Consider the following 25,971-nt stretch of genomic DNA (forward strand, 5'->3'; position numbering starts at 1 on the left):
GAAGGGAGCCTGGGGTGTTCGGGTTTCCTCGTCATTGATGCGAGGTTGCTTTTGTGCTGGTCGGTGGGTTCCTCAGGCAGTTGATCTTGGTGGTGGTGTTCCGGATTCACGGTGGTGTGATCCCGGATCGCTTGGTGCTGTGTTCGTCGAACCTCCTTCGTGGCGTGCTCTATAGCGCATGGAGGTGCGGGGTGGAGGTGGAACAGGGTTGCTGTCACTCGTCCAAGTGGTCGACGGGGTTCTCGTCGGGGTGTCGGGTTTAGCGTCTCATCCGTTGCGCCTGTCGCGGGCGGAATCATGAACTGTTCTGTGTGAAGCGGTAGTTGATGTTCCGGAGGCTGGCGCTGTGGTCACTGCTTGGTTACCTGTTCGCTCTGTGTGTGCATGCCAGCTCCGGTGACGGCGGACGGCGACGCCCCTGGGGCCGTGGATGACGGCCTGGGGCGGCATCGGGATGAGTTGCGGCCTGCGGCGGTGGCTCAGCTGTTGCGGCTGCGGGCCGCGGGGGAGCTGACGACGGCGCATGTACGGCTGGTCGCTGACGCGGTGGGTGTGCACAAGAGGACGGTGTGGACCTGGCTGGCCCGCGCCGAGGAGACCGGCAGTGCGGAGAAGCCGGAACGCACACGGTTTCGGATCACCGAGGAGGTCATCGAGGTCCTCGCTGACTATCAGGGCAACGTGAAGCGTGCTCACGAGCGCCTGGTCGAGGTGGCGGTGGCGGCGGGGCGCAAGCCGCCGGGGCTGACGACGCTGCACGATGCGATCGCCCGGGATCTCGATCCGGGTTTCTTGGCGAGCCTACGGGAGGGGATCCCGGCGGCCCGGGGGTTCGACCCGTGTTTTCAGCGGCCGGCGGTGGCCCGGAACGAGGTGTGGGAGGGCGACCACAAGCAGGCCGAGACCGTGGTGATGATGCCGGACAAGAAGCCGTCGAGGGTGTGGGTGACGTGGTTCGAGGACCGCAGCACCGGCTATGTGATGGGCTGGGCGGTCACCGCTGGCTCCGCGCACCGGGGTTCGGTCCTGGCGGCCGTACGCGCCTCCGTGCTGCGCGAGGCTCCGTACGGTCCGCCGGGCGGGCTGCCGCGCCTGGTGCGGGTCGACGGCGGCGCGGATTTTCTGTCCAAGACAGTGCTGCGCGCCTTCGGGCTCCTTGGTGTGCCCGTGCACCGCGTGCGCAGTGCCCGTCACAAGGGCGGCGTGGAACGCCTGAACCTGACGAGCATGACGCGTTTCTTCGCCGACCTGCCCCGCTGCACGAAAGCACCCCGGCTCGATCACCGTCACCGCCTCGGCGAGACGGACCCGCCGCTGACCTTCGAGGCGTTCGTCGGCCTGCTGGGCGAGTGGGTCCACAAGCACAACACCGAGCACGTCATCCAGCGCACCGGTATGACGCCGCTTGACGCCTGGCAGGCTGACCCCGCCGAGATCCGGTCCGAGCCGAGTGCGTCCGAGCTACGCGCCCTGATGCTGGAGAGTGACAACAAGGTCCACAAGATCACCAGTCACGGGGTCGAGTTCGCGGGCCGCGCCTATATGCCCGAGAACGGGGTGGGCCGGATCGGGCTGGAAGTACGGGTGCGGTGGATGCCGCACCACACCCACGAGATCGACCTGTACACCTTCCGCGGCAACCGCTACCTCGGCAGGGCTTTCCTCAGCAACGAGGCCAGTGAGGACCTGCGAGCCAAGGTGCTCCTCGAACGCGACGAGCACAGCAGAGAGCTGCGGCAAGCCTTGAAACGCTCCGCGGAGCGCAAGCAGGAACGCCACCTGCCGTCCACCCGGCCAGAACTGCCCGTCCGCGCTCTGCGCATGACCGAGGCCGAGGCCCGCGCCGAACTCGACGGCACGAAGGCACCCGCAGCGCCCCGCCGCCGCTCCCAGCCGTACCGGCCCCTGACCCCCGTCCCGGCCGGATGGAAACGCCCCGGTCAAGATCTCACCGAGACCACATCCACCGACACTGCATCCGAAGAGGACGCCTCGTGACAACTGCCCCCAAGCGCAAGCACATACCCCCACGCCGCACCACACCGGCCGCGGCCCAGAGCGCCCCGGCACCAGGGCGCCGGCCCGACTTACGCCCGCAGCATTTCCTTGGCCTGAAGGACTCCACGCTGGTCGCCACGGACACCTTGCTGCAGATCAAGGACACCGTCATCGACACCGTCGAGTCGCGGGCCATGTCCGTCATCTACGGCGATCCGGGGCTTGGCAAGAGCTTCAGCACCCGGGCCACGATCCAGGAGATGAATCCGGACCTGATCCTGCCCCTGGGCTTCGCCCGCTCCCGCCCCGGGCCGAAGGACCTGCGCGAGGAGCTGTCCACCAGATGCGGCTCAACTGCAAGATGCCCGGCACGCCGACCGCGTTCGACAAGCTGCTGCGCGAAGCCCTGCCGCGGCGCCCGTATGTGATCGTGTGTGACGAGGCACAGCAGTACCGGCGGGAGAACTTCGAGTTCCTGCGTAAGCTGTGGGACAACTGCGACCCCAAGCCCGCCATCGTGTTTGTCGGCGGCCGCGAGGCATATGAGACCTTGCAGAGTGACCCGGCGCTCGCCTCCAGGATCTACATCCGCCTGGAAATCCTCGCGATGACCGAGGACGAGATCCTCAAAACGGTTCCCGGCTCCCATCCCGTCTGGCGCGGCGTGGACGAGGCGCTGCTCAAGCGGATCGATACCCAGTATGCGCTCGGCTCCTTCCGCGAGTGGGTCAAGGTGACCAAGCACGTCCTCAAGGGCATGGAGTACTTCGGCACCGAGCGGGTCGACGACGCCATCGTCGACTGGGCCCTGGCCCGATGCTGACCGATCAGACCGCGCAGACAAGCGCAGCCGCGCAAGGGGCGCCCCTTGCCGCCACGGCCGCGCCCCAGTACTTGCACTTCCTCAACCTGGCCGGGGCACGTACCGTCCTCACTCCCGGCCTCGCGGCAGCTGAGAACGCCCTCGACGGCGCCTACCGGCAGCGGCGCTTTTTGTGCGTGCTGGGCGATGCCGGAGTCGGCAAGACCTTCGTCGTCCACCACGCCGCCCACACCCGCTTTCCCCAGGCTCACCTCCCGCTGCACCTGGGGGCCAGACCCACCCCGGCCGATCTGCGCGCCCACCTGCACCACGCTCTCGGCCTGCCGGGCGCTGCACCTGCCGCACCCGCGGTTGCCGACACTCTCATCCGCCGCGCGCTTGCCGCCACACCCCGCATCGTGGTCGTCGACGAAGCCGACCGGATGTCCGAGGCCTGCTTCGAGTACCTGAGGTTCCTGCACGACGACATCCCCGGCGGACTCTGCACGGTCCTGATCGCCGGCCAGCACGGCGAGAAAGCCCTGCGCGCCCAGCAGATGCTCCACACCCGCACCGCAGAGTGGCTGACCCTCCAACCGCTCACCCACGACCAGATCCCTCGTGCCATCCCCGCCCTGCACCCGCTGTGGCAGGCCGCTGCACCCGACCAGCTCTGCTTCCTGGACGGTCACTTCGCTCACGGTCGGCTGCGCCGCTGGGCCCTGCTCACCCACCACGTCCAGCGCGCCCTGGTCAGCACCGGCGCCGCACACCCCGGCCCCGGCCTGCTGCGGCAGATCACCCGCCGCATCGACACCTCACACCGCCCATGACTCAACTTGCCCCTGCCCTCGTCACACCGGCCACCTTGCCGCCCGTCCTCCTGCTGCTGGACGTAAGCGACGACCATGCCGTCCACCACGCCGCCCACCAGCGCGCCGAACCCAGCAACGGCCGCATCACCGCTGATCCCACCCCGCACACCAACAGCCTCGCCTACCTCGCCCTGGACCTGCTGCGCGCCATGGGCCGCGACAGCTTCGCCCGGCCCGACGCCGAGCGGATGTCCACCGACGCGGCCTGGCGCGCGGTGATCTGCTGGACCCTGACCACAGGCCTCGAAGAAGCCATCGTGCTGCGCGCCCACCGCCTCACCCCCGAACGCCTGGGCCGTCTGGCAGCATGGCGCGCCGATACCGGTATCCGCCTCATCCTCATCGCCCACACTCCCACTGGGCCCGCCGAACACCGCCTGCATACGCGGCTGGCTGCCACCGGACTCACGGATCTGCGGACCGTGTCCGGCACCTCCGCCATCCTGGACGCCATCGGCCCGCCCGCCCTGGGCCGACGCCCGGGCCCGCCTCCGCCCGCCCACGTTCACCCGCTGCCCGGCCTGCCCCGCGGCGATGGCGCCGCCTTCCGCGACGCGTGCAGACGCCGCTTGAACGAGGCCGACTTCGCCCGCACCGACGGCCAGTACCGGGCGGGCTTCGCCGCCGCCCGCATCTGGCTCGCACGCCACCCCGCGTCAGCTGCCAAGCCTCCTGCCAGGGACACCGGACCCGAAGAGCCCGGTGACTGGCAGGACATGGAGGGGCTGTGCCTGTTCCTGGCGCGCCTCACCGTCTCGAGCCCCAGCACCCAGCACACGCTCGCCCGTGTACGCGGAGCCCAGGCCGGCTTCCTCAGTCGGCAACTCCAACTCGACGTCCCTGATGACCTTGCCGAGCGGGCCGGCCCTGGCATCACCACCGTGCCGATTACCCCACGCGTGGCTCACACCCTCATCACTAACCTGCCCAATCCGCTGCGTGCCGCTGCGGCGGCCGCCCTGCTGTTCACGGGCACCGCCCATTCACTGCTGTCCATAACCCAGATCACCAGTGTCGACGAGCACGCCACCCGCCTGGCCATCGACCGCGACTCGCGGATCTACATCGGCATGCCGCCCGGCCCGCAGCACATGTACGCCATCCCGCACCGCGCCCGCCCCCTGCTCGCCGCCGCCCTCGCCTTCCGCCGCCGTACCCCGCGCACCGCCGGCCATTTCGGGCTGTTCGCCGGCTGCTTCGGCACTTCCGTCCGCTTCGGCCATCTCATCCGCGATGCCGGCCTCGACATCCCGGCCGTCACACACCCGCACCCAGCCGAGGACTGGCACACCGCCGCCCGCTGCCGGCACGTGAACGTCCCTGTCCCGGCCGCCCCGGTTTTATGACCCATCTGCACTACCTCACCCGCACCCCTCACGTCCGCGCCGCCGCCTACGACGCGGGCCTGACCGTCACCGATCGCACCCTGAAGACATGGCTGGCCGGCATCCGCAATCCCACCAGGCAGAACCTCGCCCGGGTCGAAGCCGCCTACCGCACGGTCCGCCGCCACAACGTCGCCCGCTACCTCCTGGCGCGCCTCAACCGCGCTGGCCGGGGCGCCGCGTCGAGATCCATCCGCTCAACCAGTCCGGCGTGCGTACCGCCTACCAGCGGGTCGTGGAATTCCGCACCCTCAACATCCGCCATGTGGGAGACCATCATCGACGCCTGATCCACCGGCGACGACCGGGCCCTGGGCGACGCCTGGATCGAGCAGATCATCGACCTCGGCTCGCAGCGGGACCAGTACGAGTACGTCACCAACATCGGCTTCGCCGCCTGAACCGCTGTAGAGGCTAGATTCGCTGCACGGTCTCATATGCCGAAGCACGTGCACACCCGTGCGCCGGACAACGATCCCGATCCGGGGACTGGCCACCTAGATGGAGGAGGGCGGGAGGAGACGGTCCAGAACGGCGTCATGTTCTTGGAACACTACCCGTCCCATATCACGCAGTGCACGGGCGAGCTGCAGGTCGATGTCTTCGTTGGTGAGCGGGCCCAGCAGCACTGCGGACGGGTGGGCTCCCGCGTCGTGGAGTGTGGCCAGGTCCATGGCGACGAGCCTGGCGCCGTACAGACGGGTGACGGTGTGCGCGATACCGAGGCCTGGCCCGTCCATGTCGCCCGCGTACTGCAGTGCTACGCCCTGGTCGACAGCGAGCTGCAGCAGGGCGTGGTCGACGGCACGCAACTGTCCGCTGGTGCACGCCAGCGGCGTGGTGTGGCCGCGGGCGAGAGCGGATTCGAGGACGGAGGGGTTCTCCACCACGGTGAGCACCTGCGTCGGGTCCAGACGCGGGGGAGTGCGGGTCAGGTCGAACAGGTGCAGCGCGACCGGGGCGACGGCGTCGCACAGGCGCCGGTCGACCGGTCCGTCGCCGATGGCTTGGACGTGGTGGAGCAGCACGGTGGCGGTGAGCCGGTCAGGGACGACTCCGCTCTGTTCGAGCAGGGCTCGGATCCGGTCCGGCCGTGTTGGCTCCACCTGGCCCGTCAGTTCGGCGACCAGTGTGACGAGTCGGCTGCCGGCGAGGGTGTCGAGGTCGAAGAAGTGGGGGTCGCCAGCAGTGTCGTGGGCGAGCTTGGACAGTGAGACCGGCGGGTCGATCGGCAGCCGTGTCGCCACGGCGGCGAGGGCATCGACCAGCTTGCGTACCCCTGTGCCTTTGTCGACGCCGATCCCGGTGGCGCGCATCCGTGCGACCAGTCCCGGACACGCCGGCAGCTGTGCGGCCGCGTACTGCCACACATCCTGGCGCAGCGCCGCCTCGCTCACGCGCTTCCGCGCACGGTTGACCACCGGCCGTCCCACAGCCTGCTCCACCACAGTCACCAAGTCCTGAGGTTCCAGCCGCAGCACTTGGCACAGTGCTCGCACCGGCACTCGCGCCCCGCGGGCGTCCACCACCACCGCGGACGTGCCACGCCGCAGTCGGCCCGCGTCGTCCAGCCACGCCCGCAACGCCGCTACCCCCGCCGGTGGCAGCCCGGTAACCCGCACACTCGCCACGGCCGCCGGATCCGTCCCGGCACACAGCCGGTCGTGTACGGCGGCCCACAGCGGGGCCAGCGCCTCATCGCCCGCGACCCATTTCCATGCCGCGCCCATCAGCCGGCCATCCCGCCGTCGAAGCCCAGGCCGAGGTCCAGCGTCAGCGGCTGCGCCTCCCCGTGGCCCTGCCACAGCCACGGCACCGTCACACGATGCTTCCCGCTGGTGATGACCTGGTGGATGACGACCTGCCCGGCCTCTTTCTTGATCACCGGGGTCATCGAGGGCGCGGTCGCCAGCACGTCGAACTCCCACCGGCGCAGCAGTCCCAGCATCTGCCGAAGGTTCACGTCGTCGAACGCCGCGTCCAGTTCGTCGATCGACAGCAGCCGCGGCCCGCGGTACTCCCCGCTGTACATCGACCACGCGGCCGCCAGCAGGGGCAGCATCGTGGCCAGGCGCCGTTCCCCGGTCGACAGCGTCTCCAGCGGGTTCATGCCGCGCGGCTTGACCTCCTTGAAGCGGTCACCATCCCCGTCGCTGAACGAGGAGTGTGTCACCGAGATCGTCCACTCGTGCCAGGCCCGGTAGTCGAAGGTGTGCGCGACCCGGTCCGCCCACGTGTCCCCGACGGACTCGTCCATCCGCTGCCGCAGCACGTCATACATCCGCTCGAACATCTCGTCCGAGGGGGGACTGTTCACCAGCTCCACCATGGCCTTCGCATCCGCGTCCTTGCGTACCGACCACTCGACCTTCACGCCCACCCGGGCCACCCCGGTACGCACGTCCGCCAGGGTCTGGCCGATCTGCCGCACCAGTTGCTGCGCGAGATCCTGGCGGACCTGAACGTCGCGCTGCAGCTGAGCGAACATGCTGGTCTTGATGGCCTTTTTGATGTCGGCGCGCAGGTCTTGCTCCAACTGGGCGACTGCCGCGCGCAGTGCCTCCACCGCTGCGCGCAGGTCCTGGCCGCGGGCCGCGGCCGGGTCGGCGACCTCGGCACGCTGCCAACCGGTGCCCGATACGTTGGTGAGGATGACCGGGCGGTTGAACCGGGCCAGTGCGCTGTTGGCGGTGCGGGCGGCGCCCTCGAGGGCCTTCAGCGCAGCGTCCCGGGCCCGGGACGCTGCGGCGAGCCGGTCCGCCCCCACTCCCGCGCCTGGCCCGGTGGGGCGGTCGGCCAGCAGGTTCCTGGCCCAGGCCAGTCCCGCGGTCAGGTTCGCGGGCCGGCCCTCCGGCCCGGTGGTGATGTCCTCGCCGACCAGGGCCAGGCCCTCGTCGACGAGCCGGCCCAACCGGGTGAGGCAGGTATCGCGGTGCTCCTCGGCCGCCTGGCGCAGCGGTGCGACCTCATCCAGCCGAGCCCGGGCCGACGCCGCGTCAGCAGCAGCCTCTTCCTTGGCGCGCTGCAGCTCCTCCACCCGTGCCCGGACGCGGTCGAGCGCACCGGTGACCTCCTGCAGCGAGGCGCGCAACTCCTCGTACTCGGCGCCGTGCAGGCGCCGCGCCGCATCTCCTCGACAGCCGCCTTCTCGCGCCCCGCGTCCACGGCGGTTTGCTCTGCTTCCCGGGCGGCGTCGTCCGCCAGGGTCCGCCAGCGTTCGGCGGTTGCCGCGTCCTGGCGTGCCCGTCCCGCGAGGTCGATTACCCGCGCTGCGGCGCCCCGCCAGGCCTCGACCTGCCGGAACATCAAGGTGGTGTCCTCGCGGTGGGCGCCGGCCGCCTTCGGATCCGTGGGCAGCACGGTGCCGCCGCCCGCGTCGGCTGCCCGGTTCAGCGCCCGCAGCGCCTGACGCACGGCCTCGCCGGCCCGGCGGTGCCGCTCGCGTGCGTCGGTGGTGCGCCTGATGGAGTGCTGCAGCTGCTCGGTCGCGTCGTCCTCCTGCTGCTGGGCCGAGAGGACCTGATCCAGCGACGGGAAACCGGCCTGCTCGGCATCGGCGTGGGCCTGGGCCTCCTTCGCCTGCTCCCACCCGGCGTGACTGGCGGCTGCGGTCCCGGCCGTCTCCCGTGCAACACCTTCAGCCGTCCGGGCTGCGGCCAGTGCCGCGGCCGCCACCTGTTCGGTGTGCCGTGCCTCCTGGGCCAGCATCTCCAGCGCGCTGCGGCGCCGCGCGGCAGCCGCCTCCAGGGCGTGCAGTGCCTGCGCCAGCCCGCGTTCGGCCAAGTGGATGTCTTGAGCGGACCGGTTGCGGGTCTCCTGCAGCGCCCGGAGAAGGCCCTGCCACCTCTCGCGGACCTGCTCCCACCCGGCGGGGGAGGGGAACTGGTCCCGCTCCATCGCGGCAGCGTTCACCCGGGCGCGAGCGCGCGCGGCTTCCTCACGTGCCCGGTGCAATGCCCCCTGTGCCTGGTCGAGTTGCTGCTCCAGGTCGGCCACGTGCCGGAGCCGGGCGCGTTCGCGGGCACTTCGCCCGATGAACCGCGCCTGGTAGCCGGCCGGTGCGACCGCGGTCGCCACCGCGATCGTGACCTGATCGCCCGCCGACGGGTCCAGGGGAATCGACCGCAGCAGCTGGTGGACCCGCTCGGGGGCGATCCAGCCCTGCGCGTCGGGCCGAAGCACGTCCGCCAGACTCGCCCCCGACGCCGCCGCAGCTCCAGGTCGCAGGGTCACATCCCCTGCCACTGCCTGCCCGTCGGCACGCACCAGCGCGTCCAGCAGTCCACTGACCAGCAGAGCACCCTCGAGGCGATCTCTGGCCTCGTCTGTCAGGTGTCCGGCGAAGTCCACCAGCGCCCACAACGGGGTGCCGTCCCTGACCTTCTGGCTGCGCCACAGCGGTGCGGGTGGCACCGGCGCCGCCTGCTGGGCCCGCTCCAGCTGCTGCTCCAGGTCACGGACCGTTTCCTGCGCGAATCCCGCCGCCTGGTCGGCGGCGTCCACCACACGCTGGAGCCGCCCGGCGGCCGCTGCGTGCGCCCGCTCCAGGGACACCTGGATCTGCGCGACTGTCTGCGCGGCGTCGCTCGTGGCCCCGTCCCCGGCCGGCTCCGGCACCATGCCGACGTCGATCAGTACCGCGTCACGCCGCCACATGCCGACCAGGCCCTGCCACTGCTCCCAGGCCGCCACGGCCGCCGATCCGGCCCCGTCCGCTGCCTTCTGAGCCTGCGCGACGGAGGCCTCCGCCTGCGCGACCAGCCGCAGGTGTGTCTCCTGGTGCTGCTCCCGGGCCTCCTTCCCGGCCGCGTCCTGCTCCCGAGCCTCCTCCTGCGCCCCGTGCAACGCCTGCGAGGCGTGCTCGGCCGCGCCGCGTTCCTGCTCCCACAGCGTGCGTGCCTGCTCGCATGCCTCGGCCGCCTGCTCGGCCACCGCACGGTCCGCGGCTGCCTGCCGGTGGTGCCCTGCCGCGTCGATCCTCGCCCGCGCCTCACCCGCGACCTGAGCGAGTCCGGCTGTCAGCTTCCCGACGGGCAACCGCTCCCCGTCGCCGCGACCGTCCCGCACGAGCAGCTCGAGGGCGGGACCGCGCAACTCCACTGCCGTGTCTGCCCACTGGCGCATCTCTTCCAGCAGCGTGTCCTCGGCCCGCGCCCGCGTCCTGCTCGTCTGGTCGGCCGTGGCCCGGTCCGTTTCCTCGACCGCTTCGGCCTCGCGCAGATCGGCCGCCGCCGCGACTTCCATTCCCTGCGCCGTCGCATGGTCTCCGAGCGCGGCTTCTACCTTCCGCATCTGGGAGATCCGGGTGTCCACCCACGCCAGCGGTGCTGCGCACGCCTCGTCGACCACGCCTGCGGCCACTGCCGCGGCCTCGGCCGTCACCAGCCGCTCGTCGAGGGTGAGCAGTCCTTCCAGGGCCGCATCCGCGCCCAGCCGGCCCCCCACCACCCGCAAGGGCCCGGACACCGCCGACACGGCGCCCTGCGCCGACCGGACGCCATCCGCCGACTCCCGGGCGGCGCCCTCAGCCCGGGAAGTCTCGCCACCGACCTCATCCGACCGTTTGGCCGCCGTGCGGGCGGCAACGGCCAGTTCGACCGCTCGCTGCTCACGCTGCGGAAGGACCGCGCCCGCGTGCCCGCGCAGCTCCTCCTCCGCCGCGTTCTTCCGCCCCTCCAACTCCCCGATCTCGGCCCGCGTCCCGGCCAGCAGCTCCACGGCCTCGGCTTCCCGCACCCCGGCCTGCTGCGCCTCCTCACCCGCCTGGCGCTCCCGCCTGGTCTGAGCGTCGAACCCGGTGTTCGCTGCGATCAGCGAGGCGGCCTCGACCACCGCCACCGCCTCCACATACCGGCGATACGCCCGTTCCGCGTCCTGCAGCAGCTTCTCTTCCGCCCGGGCACGCTCCAGCTGGTCCTCGAGCTCAGAGATCCGCTCCATCGCCTGAGCGATCACCGTCAGCCGCTCACCGTCCAGCGCAGGCAACGCGCTGGACAGCAACCGGCCCATCTCCGCCGCGGAGATCGCCTCCGCCGTCCGCACACTGCGCAGGCTGCGCAGCACCCCCACCAGCGCGTCGAACTGCACCTCGTCCAGCGGCGCGAACAACTCCTCGCGCACCACCCGCCGGTAGTCGTGCTCGTCCCCGACCACCCGCAGATGCTCCGACAACCGAGCCCGGTTCGACGCCGCAGACGAAGCGCCGGAGGTGAAGGCCTGCCCCTGACAGGCAGCCAACTGCGCTGCAAGATCACCGATCCGCACCGGCTCCCGGTCCACCTGCAGTCGCAGCTGCTCCCCGACCCGCCCCCGCGCCAGGAAGAACACCCGGTGCACCGCCTTGCCCACTGCCCTCAGCCACAACCCGGTCGTCACATACTCCACAGCCCCGCCATCGGCGCGCCGACCGTACTCCAGCCACCACACCCCCGTGCGGTCCTGCTGCTCGTCCCGGTCGGTGTGCCGGCTCAGCAACGTCCCCGCCGCCTTCCCCGACACCGACAAGGCGGTCTGCGACACATCCGCGTCCAGCAGCACCGTGACCAGCATCGACGCCGACAAGGACTTCCCCGACCCGTTCGGCCCCGCGAGTGTCAGCCACCCGTTGCCGAACAGCAGCTCCTCCTCTGCCCAGGCCCAGGAGTTCACCACCCCGGCCCGCGTGGGCTGCCACCGGCCCTCCGCGACCGGCACCCCCAGCCCGACGTCACCGGCCCCGACGGGCCCGTCTCCGGCGATCCTCACATCTCCCCCTCACCCGTCTCGGCACCAAACGCCCCACCGGGCTCCGGCCCCGCCGCGCCGCGGGCGGCGTGCGCCACCCGCACCCGCCACAGGTGCACTCCCGGCGTCGCCTGCCACTGCTCCGTCTCACCCACCACCGGCACCAGCAGCCGCGCGGCCGCCAGCTCACCGATCGCCGCCCGCGCCAGCGCGGGAAGCTGCGCCTTGTGACCCGCCGCCCAGTTCGGCATCACCGCCCGTACCTCCTCCAGCAGCCCCACCACGTCGCCCACCTGCACCACCGAACCGGCCCGGTCCCGCTCGGACAGATGAGCCAGCAGCGCCAGCGCGGCCTGCCGCTCCATCCGCCGCCCGTTGGGGAAATCCATCGCGGTTCCGAGCCCACTGGGATCGGTGACCTCCCACCAGTCCCGGCGCACTGTCACCCCGAGCCCCAAGCCGGCCAGCAGCGCCAGCCCCCGCTCCCTGCCGGCCAGCGTGTGCAGATACGCCGTCCCCGGTGTCTGCTCGTCGAAGGGATCCACACCCGGGTCGTCCACCAGCCGCCGCAGCGCCTGCAGCCGCCGTTCCTCCACCGACGCCGCCTGGTCCGGCTCCGGTGCTGCCGGGTCGAGCAACGAAGCGGTCGACAACGCCGCCGCGTGCTCCTGCGGGGGTAGCGCGTCCAAGCCGAGCAGCGCGGGGGACAGCGACGAGAACCGCGCCGCCAACCGGTCCCTCGAAGCCGTCACCACAAGGTCAGCGTCCTCGTCCACCACGACCCGCTCCAGGTCGGAGTCCGCCTCCACCGACCCCTCGGCCTCCAGCACCTGCAACGCGTCCACCAGATTCTGCCGGTGCCGGCGGGCCTCCTGCTTCGACGTCCCCTCCCCGGCCACCCACTGCACCCGCGGCAGCCCACCCGAGGCGGCCTCCTCCGCGCACACCTGCGCGAGCGCCTGCATCAACTCCCGCACGCTCAACCGCGGACGCCGCCACAACTGCTCACACACCAGGCACACCAGCACCAGCGCCTCCTGCGACAGCAGCACCGGACGACCCCCGCCGCGGGCCACCGAAGGCCCCCGGTTACCAGGGACATCCACACGCCGCTTGTGCAGCCGGACCAGCTGGGCCACCTCCAGCACCTCGAACGTCCAGCCCAGCTCCGACCGGAACAGTCCCGCCAGCGCGGCCTGCCCCTTCACAGCCGCCCGGTACAGCTCCGGCTCTGCCTCGGCCCGAAGCCGTCCTCGATCCACCAGCATCCGGGCCGCATCCCGCAGATCGGCCTCCAGCACCTCGCCGCTCATGCCGCCCCCCGCGCGACCGCTTCGTCGGCCCGCTCGCTCGCATCGACACGGATACGCAGATCCGGGCCGGTCAGCACCCCTTCGGCCAACTCCACCCGGACCTGCCGGTCCGCCACTCCCGGCCGTACCCGCACCACGACGTTGGCTCCTTCGGCCACCGCAGACCCGAACCCCAGCACAGGGTCGAACTCCTGCAGCGCCGCCTCCACCGCCCGCAGCAAGATCACCGAAGCATCCGCGGCCAACCCCGCGAAATGCTCCAGCCCCACCTCTCCAGGCGTCACCAGCACCCGCGCAAACCGGCGGCGCAGCTGTGCCTCCTCGCGTGCCCGCGCCAGCGCGTCCTCCCGGTCCACGGTGGTGTCCGCCAGTTTCCGGGGCCTGCCCCCAGGCCTTCCCACCCGCTCATGCTCACGCAGCGTCACCTCTATGCGGTGCACCGTGAGTCCGGCTGCAGCCACCGTCGCGTGCGCCACGTCCTCCTCGGCCGGCCCGACCTGGGCGTGCCACGCCGGCCAGTCCCCGAACGCCGCCCCGTACACACACCGCGCCTGCTCCTCGCCGCCTTGCCGGTGCAAGCTACGCGCCACAGAGCGGAAGTCAGCCCCCAGATCCGCCCCCCGCCTCCAGCAGCTCCGCAGCGGCCTCCCAGCGCTGCGGCGAGCCCCCTGCAGGCCTGCAGACCAGCAGCCTGGCCCGCCCGTCGGCCAGCCGGACAAAGAAGTCCGGCACATAACCGCCAGCGTCATCGGCCCAGTGCAGCCGCACCGGCCACGACGCGAAAGCGACCACGTCACGGTCAGCCTCCAGCGACACCGCCGCACCGAGCGCCCCGAGACTGGCACACCCCACGTGCCGGGCCCTGTTCGCCGGGCGCCACCACGTCGCGATCGCCCGCCTGCCCTGGTATCGCGGAGGCTGCCACACCGCCTCGTACTCCTCCAGCCTCTCGCCACGCAGCTCGCGAACCGGCCGCTCCACCAGCCGGCCGGTCCTTGAACGCACCTGTGCCCACACCACTTCACTCACCACGGCGAACCCATCCCAGGCATACGAACAACGCCTCGCCCCCCCCCCGGAACGAGCAGGCGATGCCGCACACCCTGACGGGCCGAAGATCGAGAACAAAGCCATTCGCGTCGAACACGCTCGAACGAGCGAGCGCGAATGCCAGTTCGCGCGCCCGCTACCACCGAACCCGAGCGGGGCCGGTCATGCGCTCGACCTGCGTCGATGCGCGATCGGAGTGGCCGGCACGGGGGCGCAAGACAACACAGGTCGCGCGCCTCCCTCGAACGAGCGCACATCTGTACGTGCCGACAGTCGTATCGCAGCAGGTCACGCATCTCCCGGCGTATGCCGAAACGCTTTTCCCGTCAGCGCATGAGATATGCGATTAGGGAATCCTTCTGTGTGCCGGCGGCCGCCGTGGAACCGAGGCAGGAGTCGGCAGGGCAGGCAGCGATTTCAGGGAGCCAAGCACGTGGACGGGCTGTTCGATCTCAACGACCTTCCCGACGGCAGTCGCAGGCCCCCGGGCGGTCTGCCGGATCCTTCCGAACGGTGCAGGCTCCGCAAGGACTCCGGTCTGAGCGCATACCAGATGGCCGACGCCTGCAGTGTGAGCGAGGCCACCATCCACGCCTGGGAAGAGGGCAAGGCCCAACCACGAGGACGCAACGCCGAGACCTACCGCCTCGTTCTCGCTGCTCTGGCCGCCCGCCTGACCGCTGCCCCCGGGCCCCGCGCCGAGACCGCCGAGGTCCCCGACTGGGCGGCCCTGGGTGCCCTGCGCCACGAAATTCCCACCCAGGCATCGGCCATGGAGCCGTGCTGGCGCTGCTGGCAACCCACAGCCCAGCGTGTCGGCGGCCGCCCTCAACACCTGGGCACCCGCTGTGCGGCCCCGACCACCCCACGCACGGCAACAGCCGCCACCCCACCTCCACCGCCGCCTGCCGCCGCACCCGCCGCCGCCCAGCCGCCGGCACCACTCTCACCCGGTCTGACAGACACACTCCCCTCACCCCGCAGCCCTTGGCCACCCCCGCCTTCCCGAGCCCGGCTGGTCATCCCGCCGTGGAACCACAGAAGCACCGCCGGCGGCCCGCTCGCCGTCCTGGAAGCCGACGCGCCATCGCTGACCGCACACCTCGCCGACGGCAGCACCCGCCCCTGCGAGGCAGCCGACCTGCCCGAGCTGCTGGCCTGGGCACTGCGCCACAGGCTGGGTGCACCACCCCTACGTGCCGAAGGCCTGCCTGCAGGACCGCTGCTGGTGCTCACCTCCTCGGCCCTCGCCCGCCTGAAGCTCCCCGCCACCGTCCCGACCGGCCAGGAGCGCCATCCCCGCAGCGACCACCCGCTGCTGCGTCAGATCCGTTCCGTCGGCTGGCAGACCGACGCGAACGGACTGGGACCCTGGATGCGGCTGCACCCCAGCAACGGCGATCCGGCCTGCGACAGCATCCACCTGGCCGTCACCGACTGGGGAGCGCTTCACCACGACGCCTGGAACCTGCCCCCGCGCTTCACAGCCGGCCAGATCGCCCGCCTGCTGGCCGAATACACCTCCCTGCTGAGGACCCCCACCGGTTCACCAGGGACATGCGGGGTCCAGCTCATGCGCGACTTGCGGCCGGCCCCGCACCGCCACACCACCACCGGCGCTCTGGTCGCAACCGGCGTCCGCGGAGCACTCGCCCAGGTGGTCCACCCCGCCCCCTGTGAAGCCCCGCCCGGACACCAACTCGCCGCCCACCGCCAAGAGAAGGACGTCAACGCCGACGCCGACATCCACTGGTGGCGACCGCCGACCCAGGACGAGGCCGCCCGCGACCACGTGGTGTGCCTGGCGGTGAATCTCCACCACCTGGCCGGCAGCAACAGCATCCGCGTCTCCAACGGGCCTGCTGAGCACGCCATCCGGCCCGCGTTCGACCACAAGACGCCCGGCAGCTGGCTCGTCGACCTCTCCACCATGCCCCACCACCCGCAGCTGCCCGCACCGTTCGCAGGCACCGGCCCGGCCTGGTACACCACGCCCGCCCTCGCCTACGCCGGCGTACGAAACGCGGCGCCCCAGCCGACCGAGGGGTGGCTGCGCCGGGCTCCGGCCGTCCCCTACCTCGACCCCTTCTACGCGGCCATCCGCAAGGCGCGGATCGCCGTTCTGGAGACCCTCGGCATCACCGGCGACATGGACACCTTCGACCTTCACCAGGCGCTGGACACCCTGCCCCACGCCGACCCCGGCCGACGAGCCCTCCTGCACGCCGTCCACGCCACCGCACAGGACGCATTCACCGTCCTGGTCCAGCCCCCCACACAACCCGACCAGATGACCGCCGGCACCTGGCCCACCCCCGACGATCCCACCTGGCGCCCCGACCTGCTCGCAGCCGTCCACGCCAACGCCCGCGCCAACCTGCACCGCAAGCTGGGCCTCACGGCCCGCGACGGCTACTTCCCCCTCGCCATCGCCGCCGACCACATCCTGTACGCCACCCACACGCCTCACCTGACCGAGATCACCGACCAGCCCACCTGCGGCTTCACCATCGGAATCGCGTCCGGTCATGTCCGGCCGGTCACGGTCCGCCCCATGGCATGGTTCGAAGAGCGCTGCGCCGAAGGCGTCAACGCCGCACAGATCCTGCACGACACCTGCCCGGCATGGTGAGCCCCGTCGACGGAAACGCCGTGGGCCCGTGCTCGGCCGGTCCTGCTCCCCGCTGCCGCTCACTCCACATCAGTCACCGACTGCCCCAACCGCCATGCCAGGCACGAGACATCCTCCAGCGCACCTCGAGAAGCGAGTGCACGGTGAGGCTCCATGGGCTCAAGACACCGCGAGAGGTAGCCGGAAGGCGGAGGCTGTTGCGTGAGCCGGACGGCCACCGGCGCCGCGATGTGGTGCAGCAGCGTCCACTCGCGCAGCATCCGGTAACCACCCTGCCGCATCTGATCCGGCATCCCCAGCCGTTCACCGACAAACTCGATCCAGCGCCGCGACACCCACCCCGGCGCACCGCCAGCGAAATCCCGATCCCACCGTCGCTGCCGCTTGTACACCGCCATGGCTTCCGCGACGACGACAGCCTCCGGGTAGACCACCAGCGGAACCGACCACCGCTGCCGACCTGTCCCCAGCACCTTCTCCCGCCCCGCCCACACGGTCTCGGCGCCCATCTGCCGGCTCTGCCACCAGCATGCGCCGACCTGCAGGGCATCGGCGAGCAACGCCCGCGCGTACGGGCCCACCCGGCGGCACAGACGCAACCACCGCCGGTGCGCCCGCACCACCTCCTCCAAGCCCGCAAGACTCACCTGGGTCGGCCCGCCACGACCAGCACGCAGCCAGCGGCCATGGCGCACACACCTGCCAGCGTTCACCACTGGCCAGCAGCACGGGTGCCCCCGCCTCCTCGAGCCGGGCCACACACGTGGCACACGCGTCCAGCACCGCCCACTGCCGGTCCCAGGGCGTTACGCGGACGAGCTGACGGGTGCTGCAGCCGGCGTTCACCTCCAATGTGGGCAGCGCCCGCCGCAGTACTTGAGGTGTCTGCCACGCCATCACCGCCAGACGCTCAACAGCCTGCGGGTGCAAGAACACCTCCGCCGCCCCAGGATCCAGCTCCTTCGGCTGCCCCCGCACCCCCGCCTCGCCCAGCACGTCAGCGACCGGCACCGCGTTGACGCACGCCAGCCTGCGAATGAACGACCCGGTCGACTCGCCCATGACCGGATCCAGCCCCACCGGCCTGGGCATCGCCACCTCCACCACCTACCTGCCTTCCGTGTTCACCTGACAGTGAGGATTAGCCATGGCATCGCCCGGGGGTCTGACTCTCCGCCTGACTGACGCTTCGGTTGTCCTTCTGGGGAATCGTCGGCCTGCCGGGCGATGCCGTCTGGCGCGTGGCCGGTCGGGCTTCCGTGACTTCATAGGAGCCCGGCCAAAGGTCCCATCACTGTCTTGTCCGTCTGCCCGACCGGCTCGCGCCCTCCCACCGTTGAGCGTTGGAAGGGCAGCACACACCAGCATGGCAGACGAGATAGCGGTGGTCGGCGGGATCGACACCCACACCGACCTCCACCAGGCAGCGGTCATCGACAGCATTGGCCGGCACCTGGCCACCAAGCGGTTCGAGACCACGCCGGAGGGATACCGGCGGCTGCTGGACTGGCTCCGGTCCCACGGTGAGGTCCTTGCCGTCGGGGTCGAGGGGACCGGTGCCTACGGCGCCGAGATCGCACGCTTCCTCACCGCGAACGGGGTCGCAGTGGTCGAGGTGGACCGGCCGGACCGCAAGGCGAGGCGCGACAACGGCAAATCCGACCCGATCGACGCCTACGGGGCCGCGACCGCGGTCCTCTCCGGCCGGGCCGGAGGAACACCCAAGGCGCGCAACGGGATCGTGGAGGCGATCCGCGCCCTGCGGGTCGTCCGCAAGAGCGCCGTCAAGGTCCGCACCCAGACCATCAACCAGATCCGCACCCTCATCGTCACCGCTCCCTCCGTGGTGCGGGACAAGCTGCGGGGACTGTCCACGCGGGAGCTGATCGACACCCTGGCCCGCTCCCGTCCGGCCGGTGAACTCGACGATCCAGCCTGCGCGGTGAAGACCGTCCTGCGGCGGCTCGCCCGCCGCTACCAGGCGCTGGACGAGGAGATCAAGGACGCGGACAAGGAGATCGGACCGCTGGTCACCAAGGCGGCCCCGAGGCTCATCGCCCTGCCGGGCCTCGGCCCCGAAACCGCCGGCCAGCTGCTGACGAGCGCGGGCGACAACCCCGACCGGCTCCGCTCCGAAGCAGCCTTCGCCCACCTCTGCGGGGCCGCACCGGTCCCGGCCTCCTCCGGCCGCACCAACCGCCACCGCCTCAATCGCGGCGGCGACCGCCAGGCCAACAACGCCCTCCACACCATCGTCCTGGTCCGCATGAAGTACGACCAGCGCACACGGGACTACGTCGCCCGACGCACCGCCGAAGGCATGGTCAAGAAGGACGTCATCCGGTGCCTGAAACGGTTCGTCGCCCGCGAGATCTACCGCCACCTACCCCATGTGATCCACACCACCAAACCGCTCCCACAGACCGCTTGACGATCTATAGGAGCTTCCCCACCAGCAACAACGGCCACGCCCAGGTCAAGGAAACGACACCGAGATCCAGGAGCCGCACCGTGTCCCTCGCGAGCACGTCAGTCGTCCAGGCACTGGACATCGCCGACGCACGGCACTGGACCCGCAAGCCCCCCACCCGTCCCGAGGCCCGTCTGCGCCATCTCCTGCGCGCACAGACCGCCACCACACTGGCTCCCCGGCTGTTCTGCTCACCCCAGGCCCTGACACGCTGGGCAGGCGGCGACACCGCAGACCTTTCCGCCGCCAACGCCGCCCTGATCGAGCGCGAGATCTACCGCACCTGGCAACCTGAGGTACGCCGCCGCGCCCACCGGCAGATCCTGCAGCACGACGGCTGTGTCATCGTCCAACTCCAGGCCCGCTTCGCCTTCACGACCACCAGCGGGGAGTTTCACGACCCCCGCCTGCGACGCCTGACCGAGGAGCTGCCCGCCACACACGCGAGCCTCCTCTTCCACGCCCGCCACGAAGACGCCGGCGAGGACGACCTACGACGTGTCCTCGCCGACGGCATCGGCGAGGCCTACTTCTTCCGCGCCCTGCCTCCACACCTGCAGCAGGCCGCCGCCACCATCACCGACCTGCACCACATCCAGTTCCACTACTGACAGCCCCGCACTCCCAGGAGCCCGACGTGCCCCTTCTGATCTACGCCTTCAAGGACAACGACGGCCGCTGGCACGGCGACCCCGACATCCCCCTGTTCGACCCCGACGACGAACCGAGTCACGGGGAGCTCACCTACCAGCCGGTGCCCGGCACCCCGGAAGCCGCGAGCCCCTTCAACGGACACACGCTCACCGTCCTCTACGGCGTCATCGACCTCGACCCGGGCCCGGTCACCTACCAACTCGACACCGGAGGACGCTTCATGGCGTCCTGGCACGTCCACACCCTGCTCGCCGCACCCCGAGGAGCGGCCCCCTACCGCGAGCACACCCCAGGCAAGCCAGAAACCCAGCCCAGCCTGGAAACCGCCTTCACACGCGACGGCCACCGCTACACCCTGACCGGCACCCACAGCGACGACGGACAGCTGACGGTGGAGCTCACCGTCACCACCAGCCAGGGCGAGATCCGGTCCGAACTGTGCGGCGCCGTCCACGACACCGACCTCGAACCCCTTGCGCGCCTCCTCGACGCTGCCTCCCACACACCTGCCCACAGGTGCACCCACATTCCCTCCCCGCCGCACCCCGCCACATCGTGGACCGAACAGGAAAGCAGCCGTCTCGCAGCCCGCTTCCGCCACGAAAGGAACTTCAAAGTCCTCGCCGCCGAATTCGGCCGCAGCAGCAGCGCCGTCTACGATGAACTCGTACGCCAGCAGCTGATCCGCCCCCGACCCCAGAGTTTCCCCACAAGCACCCCCGCTCCCACTCCTGCCCCCTCCGTGTCGCCGATCATGCAGCAGCGCCGCGCCCTCCACCGCAACTCCCATGCCCGATGGAGCGATGAGGACGACCAGATGCTGGCTCAGCGCTGTGCCGAAGGGGCGACGAACGCCGAGCTGTGCGACGAATTCGGCCGCAGCAGCACAGCCATCGAAGCACGGCTGCTCAAGGTCGGAGCCACCGGACCCGCAGCAGACGAAGCCCGCAACAACCAACTCCTCTAAGCCGATCCGCTTCCTCGACGGCCCATGAGGTGCAAAGGGCCACCGTCTTCGACGGACGTCCGGCCGCAACCTGGGACGACCGTCGATGCCTCATCAGATATCGGAGTTGGCATGACGGAGGGATGTGGAACGCTGCTGACCACCGGATATACAGCCGCGGAACTCGGCTGCAGCCACGTCGTACCTGACGCTGTGGGCCACCGGCCGAGGCCGACCGACCTCCCAGCACGTAGGAGACCGGTAACGGTAAGTTTGGCGACATGAGGCTGTCCTCGGAGGAACGGATGCGAGCCGCGGTGGCCGCGCTCATGCAGTTGACTGGGGAATCGCAGGCGGACCTGGCAACGGCGCTCGGAGTCAGTCAGGCGCAGGTCAGCCGCCGCCAGACCGGCCGGGCAGCATGGAGTCTGGACGACTGTGACCGACTGGCAGTTCATTACGGAATCGAAGTAATCGACCTGTTCAGAGGACCCACCCACGCCTGCGAATGCCTGCCGCTGGCGCGCCGGTGGTCCGCGCAAGGCCAGTAAACCCATGCTTCCGTCCCAGCCGAACACTACGCGCGGCCGGTGGTGAGGCGAGTGGGACTTCGCCCGCCGCATCGACCACACCCCACGCGCCTGCAGATGTCCGGTCTCACCAGGCCGACCGGAGCTCACGGTCCGGCGGAGGGCTCAACCGGAGGCGTATCTCCACGTGAGGTCCCCGCTGTCAGAGGCGAGCTCCCATGACGTGATGGTCTGCCGGGCGGTGAGCAGCCGAAGCGTGCTGATCAGCTCCTCGGGCGGCAGTCCGCAGCGGCGGGCTACCTGATCGGCTTCTGCCCGACCGGCTGTCGTGCCGGTGGGAGTATGGGCCGCGAGGGCCAGGCTCACGAGGCGGACAGCCACAGTGAGCCCGGCGCCCCCGTGACGATGGCCGACGCGCAAAGACCAGTCGGCTGCTCGTGCGCGCTGCCGCCGTCCGGCGTCGCCGAAGAGAGGATCAGTGAGGCGTTTGTCGGCGGCACTGGAGCCTTGGCAGAGCCAGCCACTGTCTGCGAGCTCCTGCCGGGCACCCTGGGGCTGGAGAGCCCCATGCCGCGGATGAGTCCCGCAGGGAGGCGTACGCGGCCGTCCGGTGTGGCCCGCAGGACGCACTGCAGGGCCACCAGCCGTGCCTGCGGGCTGATTCCCGCGGGGAGCGAGGTGGCGAGGTGGCTGAGCATGTTGCGCACCAGGCTCCTGTCCACGTCCTGAAGGCCGGCCGGTCTTCTGCCGGCCGTGACCGGTCTGTTCGCGCGGCGGGCCGCCGGGGGCATGGTGAGCGTGGTGTCGGGGACGATGCAGGCGTCCTTCATGGCCCGGGCGCAGGCGGTGCAGCTGTCGGCGAGTCGCCAGAGTCGGCCGCCGTGCTCGCGGGAGAGGACGAGCAGGAGCGGACCGTCGCAGCCGCGATGGCGTGGATGCCAGCGGCAGCCGCGTTCGTGGCACTGGCAGGTCCGCAGGTGCTGGGGGAGGAGCGAGAGGCGGGCGTGCCGGGCCAGATGGGCCAGGGCCGCGGACCGTGCGGTGCGTCCCTGGAGGGTTTTGGGAGTGAGGCCGCACTGGGCGCAGACGAGGCGCGGGCCCTGCGGCTGGGGCCGTAGTTCGACGGTCCACGTGCGGGACGCCGGCGGGCGCGTGGTGCACGGCCTCATCTGCCGCTGGTCTCTTCTCTGCCGTGTCCCGCCCGGCCTGACACGGCCGGCGGGGAGGTGTTGTGACGGCCGCACACCGTAGTGCAGACCTCTGCCCTTCCGTTGGAGTGGCCATCCACGCGAATAGGGCAGGGGTCTGCACCGTGCGATGGGCGGGTGACGATCTTGCCGCCCGACCCCGACCTCGACGCGCTGCGCCTCGAACTTGCGCGCCTGCGAGGCGACCGCGGCTGGAGCTACGACGAACTCGCCACCCGAACCGGCCTGTCCAGACGTACCCTCATCGAAATCGAGCAAGGCCGCACCATCGGATCCCTCGCCACCTGGCACGCCCTCGGCCACGCCTTCGACGTCCCACTCGGCGGCCTGTTCGCGGCCCTCTGCACCGGCCACGAACCCCCCGGCGGCAAACCCGCATGACCCCCGGCCGGGGGGCGAAGATCACCCGAACCGGTCACCGGTCGGGAACTGCCAATCGAACCCCCGAACACCCGAGCCCGCCGCATGAGCCGGACGAGGGAAAACGCCGGCGTGGACACCACAGACGCGGCGCGCCGGGTGGAACCTTCGCCCTCATGCACCCCACCCACCGCCCCGCGCCGCGTCACTGGGACAACGGCCCCTCACCCCGCACCGCCGCCGGGCCCTGACCATCGCCGCCAACAGCCCCACCAGCCTGCTTCTCGTCGCCCAGCACGGCTCATGCCGCGACTGCGGCAACCGCATCGACTGGCACACCACCACCGACGAACACCCCGTCGCACTCCACCCCGCCGAGCTCCCGGCCCGGGCCGTTCCACAGGCCCTCCGCTGGCACCTCGCCTCTGGCACCGCCCACCCCGCCGACGACGCCAGCTGATGGCGCCGCATCCCCCGCACAGTCCTGTGCTCCACCTGCACCGCCCCCCAGCCCCTCCCACCCGCCCTCGACGACCTCCGCCGGCGCCTCGCCCTGCGCACGCGAAGGCTCCTCGACGCCGGAGCCCTCAACCCCAGCGCACCCGCCACGGCAACCGGCGCCGCATGCCGGCCGGAGCGCCCCGTCGTCCAGCTCCGGTACGGCCGCTACCTCGCAGCCCGCCCCATCGAAAACATCCAGTGCGTCGCCCAGACCCGCCACCGCACCCGATGCCCCCAGCCCGTCCTCGACCCCACCACCCCCGGACACTGGACCCTCACCCCCACGGCCCCGCACAGGCGCCGCCCATCCGCCCTGCCGGCCACCGACATCGCCGTTTACGACCTCAGCAGCCTCCCCTGCACCGAACAGTTGCGCTGGCGCACACAACGCTGCACCACCCACGCCGTCACCACCGGCGCAGCAGACCTGGCCCTCGCCGAATGGGAACCCTTCGGCCCCCTCAAACACCACGCCCACCTCGTGACTCGACTGCCTCAAGCCGCCCGCCAGCCCACACGCTGAGCACAGGGCAACCCCTGTCGGCGACGGCCGGCCCAGACGCCGAACGCCCATCCGCCGCCGTGCACAGGCCCCTCGCCTCGCCAGGAACAGGCCCGCGACGCCGGCCACCCAAACACCCCTTCGTACCCGCCGATCCGGAGCAGCAACGTGTTCACCCCGACCGACGAACAGACCCACGCAGCCGACCGCTTCCACGCCGGCGACCACATCGCCCTCCAAGCAGGCGCCGGCACTGGAAAGACCTCCACCCTCGCCCTCCTCGCCACCGCCACCAAACGCCGCGGCCGCTACCTCGCCTACAACCGCGCCATCGCCCACGACGCAGCCACCCGCTTCCCGGGCATCGGCCACCGCTACGCCCGCCGCCTCGACGCACCCCGCCGCCCCGCCTGGCGCTCCGGTCAGGACCTCGGTATCACCAAACCCGTCCGCATCGGCGACCACGACATCACCCCCACGACCCTGTCCAACACCGTCCTGCGCACCATCACTCGCTTCTGCCACTCCGCCGACCCCACTCTCACCTGCCGTCACGTCCCACCGCTGCGCGGCCTCGACGCCCCCGAACACCACCGCGAACTCGCCGACCTCGTCCTGCCCTACGCCGACAAAGCCTGGGACGACCTTCAGAACCCCGACACCGCCGCCGTCAGGTTCGACCCCGACCACTTCCTCAAGATCTGGTCCCTCACCAACCCCAGGATCCCCGCCGACTACCTCCTGCTCGACGAAGCCCAGGACACCAACCCCGTCGTCGAGCACATCTTCAACAACCAGCGCGACCACGCCCAGCTCGTCCTCGTCGGCGACTCGGCCCGGGCCATCTACCACTGGCGCGGCGCCAAAGACGTCATGACCGGCTTCGACGGCACCCACCTCACCCTCTCCCGCTCCTTCCGCTTCGGCCCCCTCCTGGCCGCGGAAGCGAACCGATGGCTCACCATTGCCGGCGCACCCATCCGGCTGACCGGCACCGACGCCATGCCCACGGAACTCGGCCCCCTCGCCCACCCGGACGCCATCCTGTGCCGCACCAACGTCGGCGCCATGAAACACGTCATGAACCTCCTCGCCACCGGCGCCAAAGTCGCCCTCGTCGGAGGCGGAGACAGCCTGCGCGCCCTCGCCCTGGCCGCGCGCGACCTCAAGGACCGGCCGCCGCACCCACACCCCGAACTCGTCCTTCTTCCCCACCTGGGGAGCCGTCCAGGACTATGCCGCCCACGACCCGTGCGGACGCGACCTGCAGCCCTTGGTCGACCTCGTCGACACCCACGGGACCGACGCCATCCTCGCCGCCGTCAGCAGCCTCAGGACGGAAGACCACGCCCAGGTCGCCGTCTCCACCGCCCACAAGGCCAAAGGCCGCGAATGGGCGCGCGTGCAAGTCGCCGACGACTTCAGCCCGCCCAAGGACACCGGCGGACAGGACAGCCAAGGGCGGCCCGTTCCAGGGCCCATCGACGACAGCGAAGCCCGCCTCGCCTACGTCGCCGTCACCCGCGCCCGCACACGCCTCGACATCGGAGGCCTCGCCTGGATCGACAGCCACCCCGACGGAGGCCCCTCGTCCCTGGACGGGTGATGCCATCAACTCCCAAGGGGGCGCGGCCAAGGCCGCCGACACCGCTGGCGACGTTGGGCCGCCACACCGGCGCACCATGCGCCGTCCGGCCCCGAGCGGTCTCTCTCCGCGGGCCACCTGATCGTCGCGCAACTGGAGCGTGAAGGCGTCCGGCGGGTGTGCGGAGTTCCCGGCGAGTCCTTCCTCGACGTGCTCGACGGGCTGCACGATTCGCCGATCTCGACGGTCGTGACCCGGCACGAGGGCGGCGCCAGCTTCGTGGCACTGGCGGAGGGAAGGCTGACAGGGCTGTCCGGGGTGGCGATCGCGACCCGAGGGCCAGGCGCCGCGAACGCGTTCATCGCCGTCCATGCCGCGTATCAGGACGCGACACCGATGGTCCTCTTCGCGGGACTCATTCCGGTGTCCGACCGTGG

Annotated in this window: 19 protein-coding genes and 3 pseudogenes; 15 read left to right on the forward strand and 7 right to left on the reverse strand. The window is 71.0% G+C overall.

Annotated elements, in window-relative coordinates; translation table 11 throughout:
• The first annotated feature begins 474 nt into the window (after positions 1 to 474).
• The 6 genes and pseudogenes from DNK56_RS34055 to DNK56_RS35645 form a co-directional block, all read left to right on the forward strand.
• Positions 475 to 1,998: a Mu transposase C-terminal domain-containing protein gene (locus DNK56_RS34055; RefSeq protein ID WP_241990228.1), complete on the forward strand. Its 1,524-nt coding sequence runs from the start codon at positions 475 to 477 to the stop codon at positions 1,996 to 1,998.
• Entirely contained in the window at positions 1,995 to 2,426 is a 432-nt protein-coding gene (locus DNK56_RS36385) for a hypothetical protein (protein ID WP_241990229.1), read from the forward strand. The genes DNK56_RS34055 and DNK56_RS36385 overlap by 4 nt, the downstream gene beginning before the upstream one ends.
• Positions 2,342 to 2,821: an ATP-binding protein gene (locus DNK56_RS36390; RefSeq protein WP_241990230.1), complete on the forward strand. Its 480-nt coding sequence runs from the start codon at positions 2,342 to 2,344 to the stop codon at positions 2,819 to 2,821. The genes DNK56_RS36385 and DNK56_RS36390 overlap by 85 nt, the downstream gene beginning before the upstream one ends.
• A complete protein-coding gene (locus DNK56_RS34065) occupies positions 2,815 to 3,633 on the forward strand; it encodes an ATP-binding protein (RefSeq protein WP_111339911.1) in 819 nt (272 codons plus the stop codon). Before DNK56_RS36390 ends, DNK56_RS34065 begins: the two co-directional genes overlap by 7 nt.
• A complete protein-coding gene (locus DNK56_RS34070; RefSeq protein ID WP_111339912.1) occupies positions 3,630 to 5,021 on the forward strand; it encodes a hypothetical protein in 1,392 nt (463 codons plus the stop codon). Before DNK56_RS34065 ends, DNK56_RS34070 begins: the two co-directional genes overlap by 4 nt.
• Positions 4,994 to 5,461: pseudogene (locus DNK56_RS35645) on the forward strand (transcriptional regulator); the annotation flags it as partial. The gene DNK56_RS34070 and the pseudogene DNK56_RS35645, both read left to right, overlap by 28 nt.
• A gap of 96 nt (positions 5,462 to 5,557) precedes the next feature.
• On the opposite strand, the gene DNK56_RS34075 reads toward DNK56_RS35645, so the two are convergent.
• The 5 genes from DNK56_RS34075 to DNK56_RS34095 are packed head-to-tail and all read right to left on the reverse strand — an operon-like array spanning position 5,558 to position 13,845.
• On the reverse strand, positions 5,558 to 6,790 hold the full coding sequence (locus tag DNK56_RS34075; protein WP_111339913.1) for a TIGR02679 domain-containing protein: 1,233 nt from the start codon (positions 6,788 to 6,790) through the stop codon (positions 5,558 to 5,560).
• The gene (locus DNK56_RS34080; RefSeq protein ID WP_111339914.1) at positions 6,790 to 7,971 is read right to left on the reverse strand and encodes an SbcC/MukB-like Walker B domain-containing protein; all 1,182 of its coding nucleotides are present in this window, start codon (positions 7,969 to 7,971) and stop codon (positions 6,790 to 6,792) included. The genes DNK56_RS34075 and DNK56_RS34080 overlap by 1 nt, the downstream gene beginning before the upstream one ends.
• Positions 7,890 to 11,804 (reverse strand): hypothetical protein, encoded by a 3,915-nt coding sequence (locus DNK56_RS35150; protein WP_111339915.1) that lies wholly within the window; start codon positions 11,802 to 11,804, stop codon positions 7,890 to 7,892. The genes DNK56_RS34080 and DNK56_RS35150 overlap by 82 nt, the downstream gene beginning before the upstream one ends.
• Entirely contained in the window at positions 11,801 to 13,096 is a 1,296-nt protein-coding gene (locus tag DNK56_RS34090) for a DUF2398 family protein (protein WP_111339916.1), read from the reverse strand. Before DNK56_RS34090 ends, DNK56_RS35150 begins: the two co-directional genes overlap by 4 nt.
• Positions 13,093 to 13,845: a DUF2397 family protein gene (locus tag DNK56_RS34095; protein WP_111339917.1), complete on the reverse strand. Its 753-nt coding sequence runs from the start codon at positions 13,843 to 13,845 to the stop codon at positions 13,093 to 13,095. The genes DNK56_RS34090 and DNK56_RS34095 overlap by 4 nt, the downstream gene beginning before the upstream one ends.
• An 872-nt stretch (positions 13,846 to 14,717) precedes the next feature.
• On the opposite strand from DNK56_RS34095, the gene DNK56_RS34100 reads away from it, so the two are divergent.
• The gene (locus DNK56_RS34100; RefSeq protein ID WP_146610540.1) at positions 14,718 to 16,778 is read left to right on the forward strand and encodes a hypothetical protein; all 2,061 of its coding nucleotides are present in this window, start codon (positions 14,718 to 14,720) and stop codon (positions 16,776 to 16,778) included.
• Positions 16,779 to 16,837: 59 nt separating this feature from the next.
• Here the strand turns inward: DNK56_RS34100 and DNK56_RS34105 are convergent, their stop codons facing one another.
• Positions 16,838 to 17,410 (reverse strand): hypothetical protein, encoded by a 573-nt coding sequence (locus DNK56_RS34105; protein WP_111339919.1) that lies wholly within the window; start codon positions 17,408 to 17,410, stop codon positions 16,838 to 16,840.
• Positions 17,411 to 18,144: 734 nt separating this feature from the next.
• On the opposite strand from DNK56_RS34105, the gene DNK56_RS34110 reads away from it, so the two are divergent.
• The 4 genes from DNK56_RS34110 (at position 18,145) to DNK56_RS34125 (ending at position 21,399) form a co-directional block, all read left to right on the forward strand.
• On the forward strand, positions 18,145 to 19,209 hold the full coding sequence (locus DNK56_RS34110; protein ID WP_111329747.1) for an IS110 family transposase: 1,065 nt from the start codon (positions 18,145 to 18,147) through the stop codon (positions 19,207 to 19,209).
• Between the two features lie 80 nt (positions 19,210 to 19,289).
• Positions 19,290 to 19,859 carry a telomere-protecting terminal protein Tpg gene (gene tpg, locus DNK56_RS34115; RefSeq protein WP_111339920.1) on the forward strand — a complete coding sequence of 190 codons (570 nt, stop codon included), beginning with the start codon at positions 19,290 to 19,292 and terminating at the stop codon, positions 19,857 to 19,859.
• A 26-nt stretch (positions 19,860 to 19,885) separates the two neighbouring features.
• Positions 19,886 to 20,869 (forward strand): hypothetical protein, encoded by a 984-nt coding sequence (locus DNK56_RS34120; protein WP_111339921.1) that lies wholly within the window; start codon positions 19,886 to 19,888, stop codon positions 20,867 to 20,869.
• A 308-nt stretch (positions 20,870 to 21,177) separates the two neighbouring features.
• Complete coding sequence (locus tag DNK56_RS34125) at positions 21,178 to 21,399, forward strand: helix-turn-helix transcriptional regulator (protein WP_342211095.1); 222 nt, start codon at positions 21,178 to 21,180, stop codon at positions 21,397 to 21,399.
• A gap of 341 nt (positions 21,400 to 21,740) precedes the next feature.
• Here the strand turns inward: DNK56_RS34125 and DNK56_RS34855 are convergent, their stop codons facing one another.
• On the reverse strand, positions 21,741 to 22,547 hold the full coding sequence (locus DNK56_RS34855; protein WP_146610539.1) for a hypothetical protein: 807 nt from the start codon (positions 22,545 to 22,547) through the stop codon (positions 21,741 to 21,743).
• 156 nt (positions 22,548 to 22,703) lie between these two features.
• Here DNK56_RS34855 and DNK56_RS34140 point away from each other — a divergent pair, with 156 nt between their 5' ends.
• From DNK56_RS34140 to DNK56_RS34155, 4 genes and pseudogenes are all read left to right on the forward strand, one after another.
• Complete coding sequence (locus DNK56_RS34140; RefSeq protein WP_111339720.1) at positions 22,704 to 22,967, forward strand: helix-turn-helix transcriptional regulator; 264 nt, start codon at positions 22,704 to 22,706, stop codon at positions 22,965 to 22,967.
• A gap of 256 nt (positions 22,968 to 23,223) precedes the next feature.
• On the forward strand, positions 23,224 to 23,406 hold the full coding sequence (locus tag DNK56_RS36395; protein WP_241990231.1) for a DUF6083 domain-containing protein: 183 nt from the start codon (positions 23,224 to 23,226) through the stop codon (positions 23,404 to 23,406).
• Positions 23,407 to 24,117: 711 nt separating this feature from the next.
• A pseudogene (locus DNK56_RS34150) lies at positions 24,118 to 25,555 on the forward strand (UvrD-helicase domain-containing protein).
• Between the two features lie 156 nt (positions 25,556 to 25,711).
• Positions 25,712 to 25,939: pseudogene (locus DNK56_RS34155) on the forward strand (thiamine pyrophosphate-binding protein); the annotation flags it as partial.
• Positions 25,940 to 25,971: the final 32 nt, after the last annotated feature.

The sequence above is a fragment of the Streptomyces sp. AC1-42W genome, assembly GCF_003248355.1.
Lineage (GTDB): Bacteria > Actinomycetota > Actinomycetes > Streptomycetales > Streptomycetaceae > Streptomyces.

What these genes read in the sequence shown, in the direction of transcription:
- DNK56_RS36390 (WP_241990230.1), top strand. Translation starts at nt 2,342, where the DNA reads ATGCGGCTCAACTGCAAGATGCCCGGCACGCCGACCGCGTTCGACAAG.
- DNK56_RS34065 (WP_111339911.1), top strand. Translation starts at nt 2,815, where the DNA reads ATGCTGACCGATCAGACCGCGCAGACAAGCGCAGCCGCGCAAGGGGCG.
- DNK56_RS34070 (WP_111339912.1), top strand. Translation starts at nt 3,630, where the DNA reads ATGACTCAACTTGCCCCTGCCCTCGTCACACCGGCCACCTTGCCGCCC.
- DNK56_RS34075 (WP_111339913.1), bottom strand. Translation starts at nt 6,790, where the DNA reads ATGGGCGCGGCATGGAAATGGGTCGCGGGCGATGAGGCGCTGGCCCCG.
- DNK56_RS34090 (WP_111339916.1), bottom strand. Translation starts at nt 13,096, where the DNA reads ATGAGCGGCGAGGTGCTGGAGGCCGATCTGCGGGATGCGGCCCGGATG.
- DNK56_RS34095 (WP_111339917.1), bottom strand. Translation starts at nt 13,845, where the DNA reads ATGACGCTGGCGGTTATGTGCCGGACTTCTTTGTCCGGCTGGCCGACG.
- DNK56_RS34110 (WP_111329747.1), top strand. Translation starts at nt 18,145, where the DNA reads ATGGCAGACGAGATAGCGGTGGTCGGCGGGATCGACACCCACACCGAC.
- DNK56_RS34125 (WP_342211095.1), top strand. Translation starts at nt 21,178, where the DNA reads ATGCAGTTGACTGGGGAATCGCAGGCGGACCTGGCAACGGCGCTCGGA.
- DNK56_RS34855 (WP_146610539.1), bottom strand. Translation starts at nt 22,547, where the DNA reads ATGAGGCCGTGCACCACGCGCCCGCCGGCGTCCCGCACGTGGACCGTC.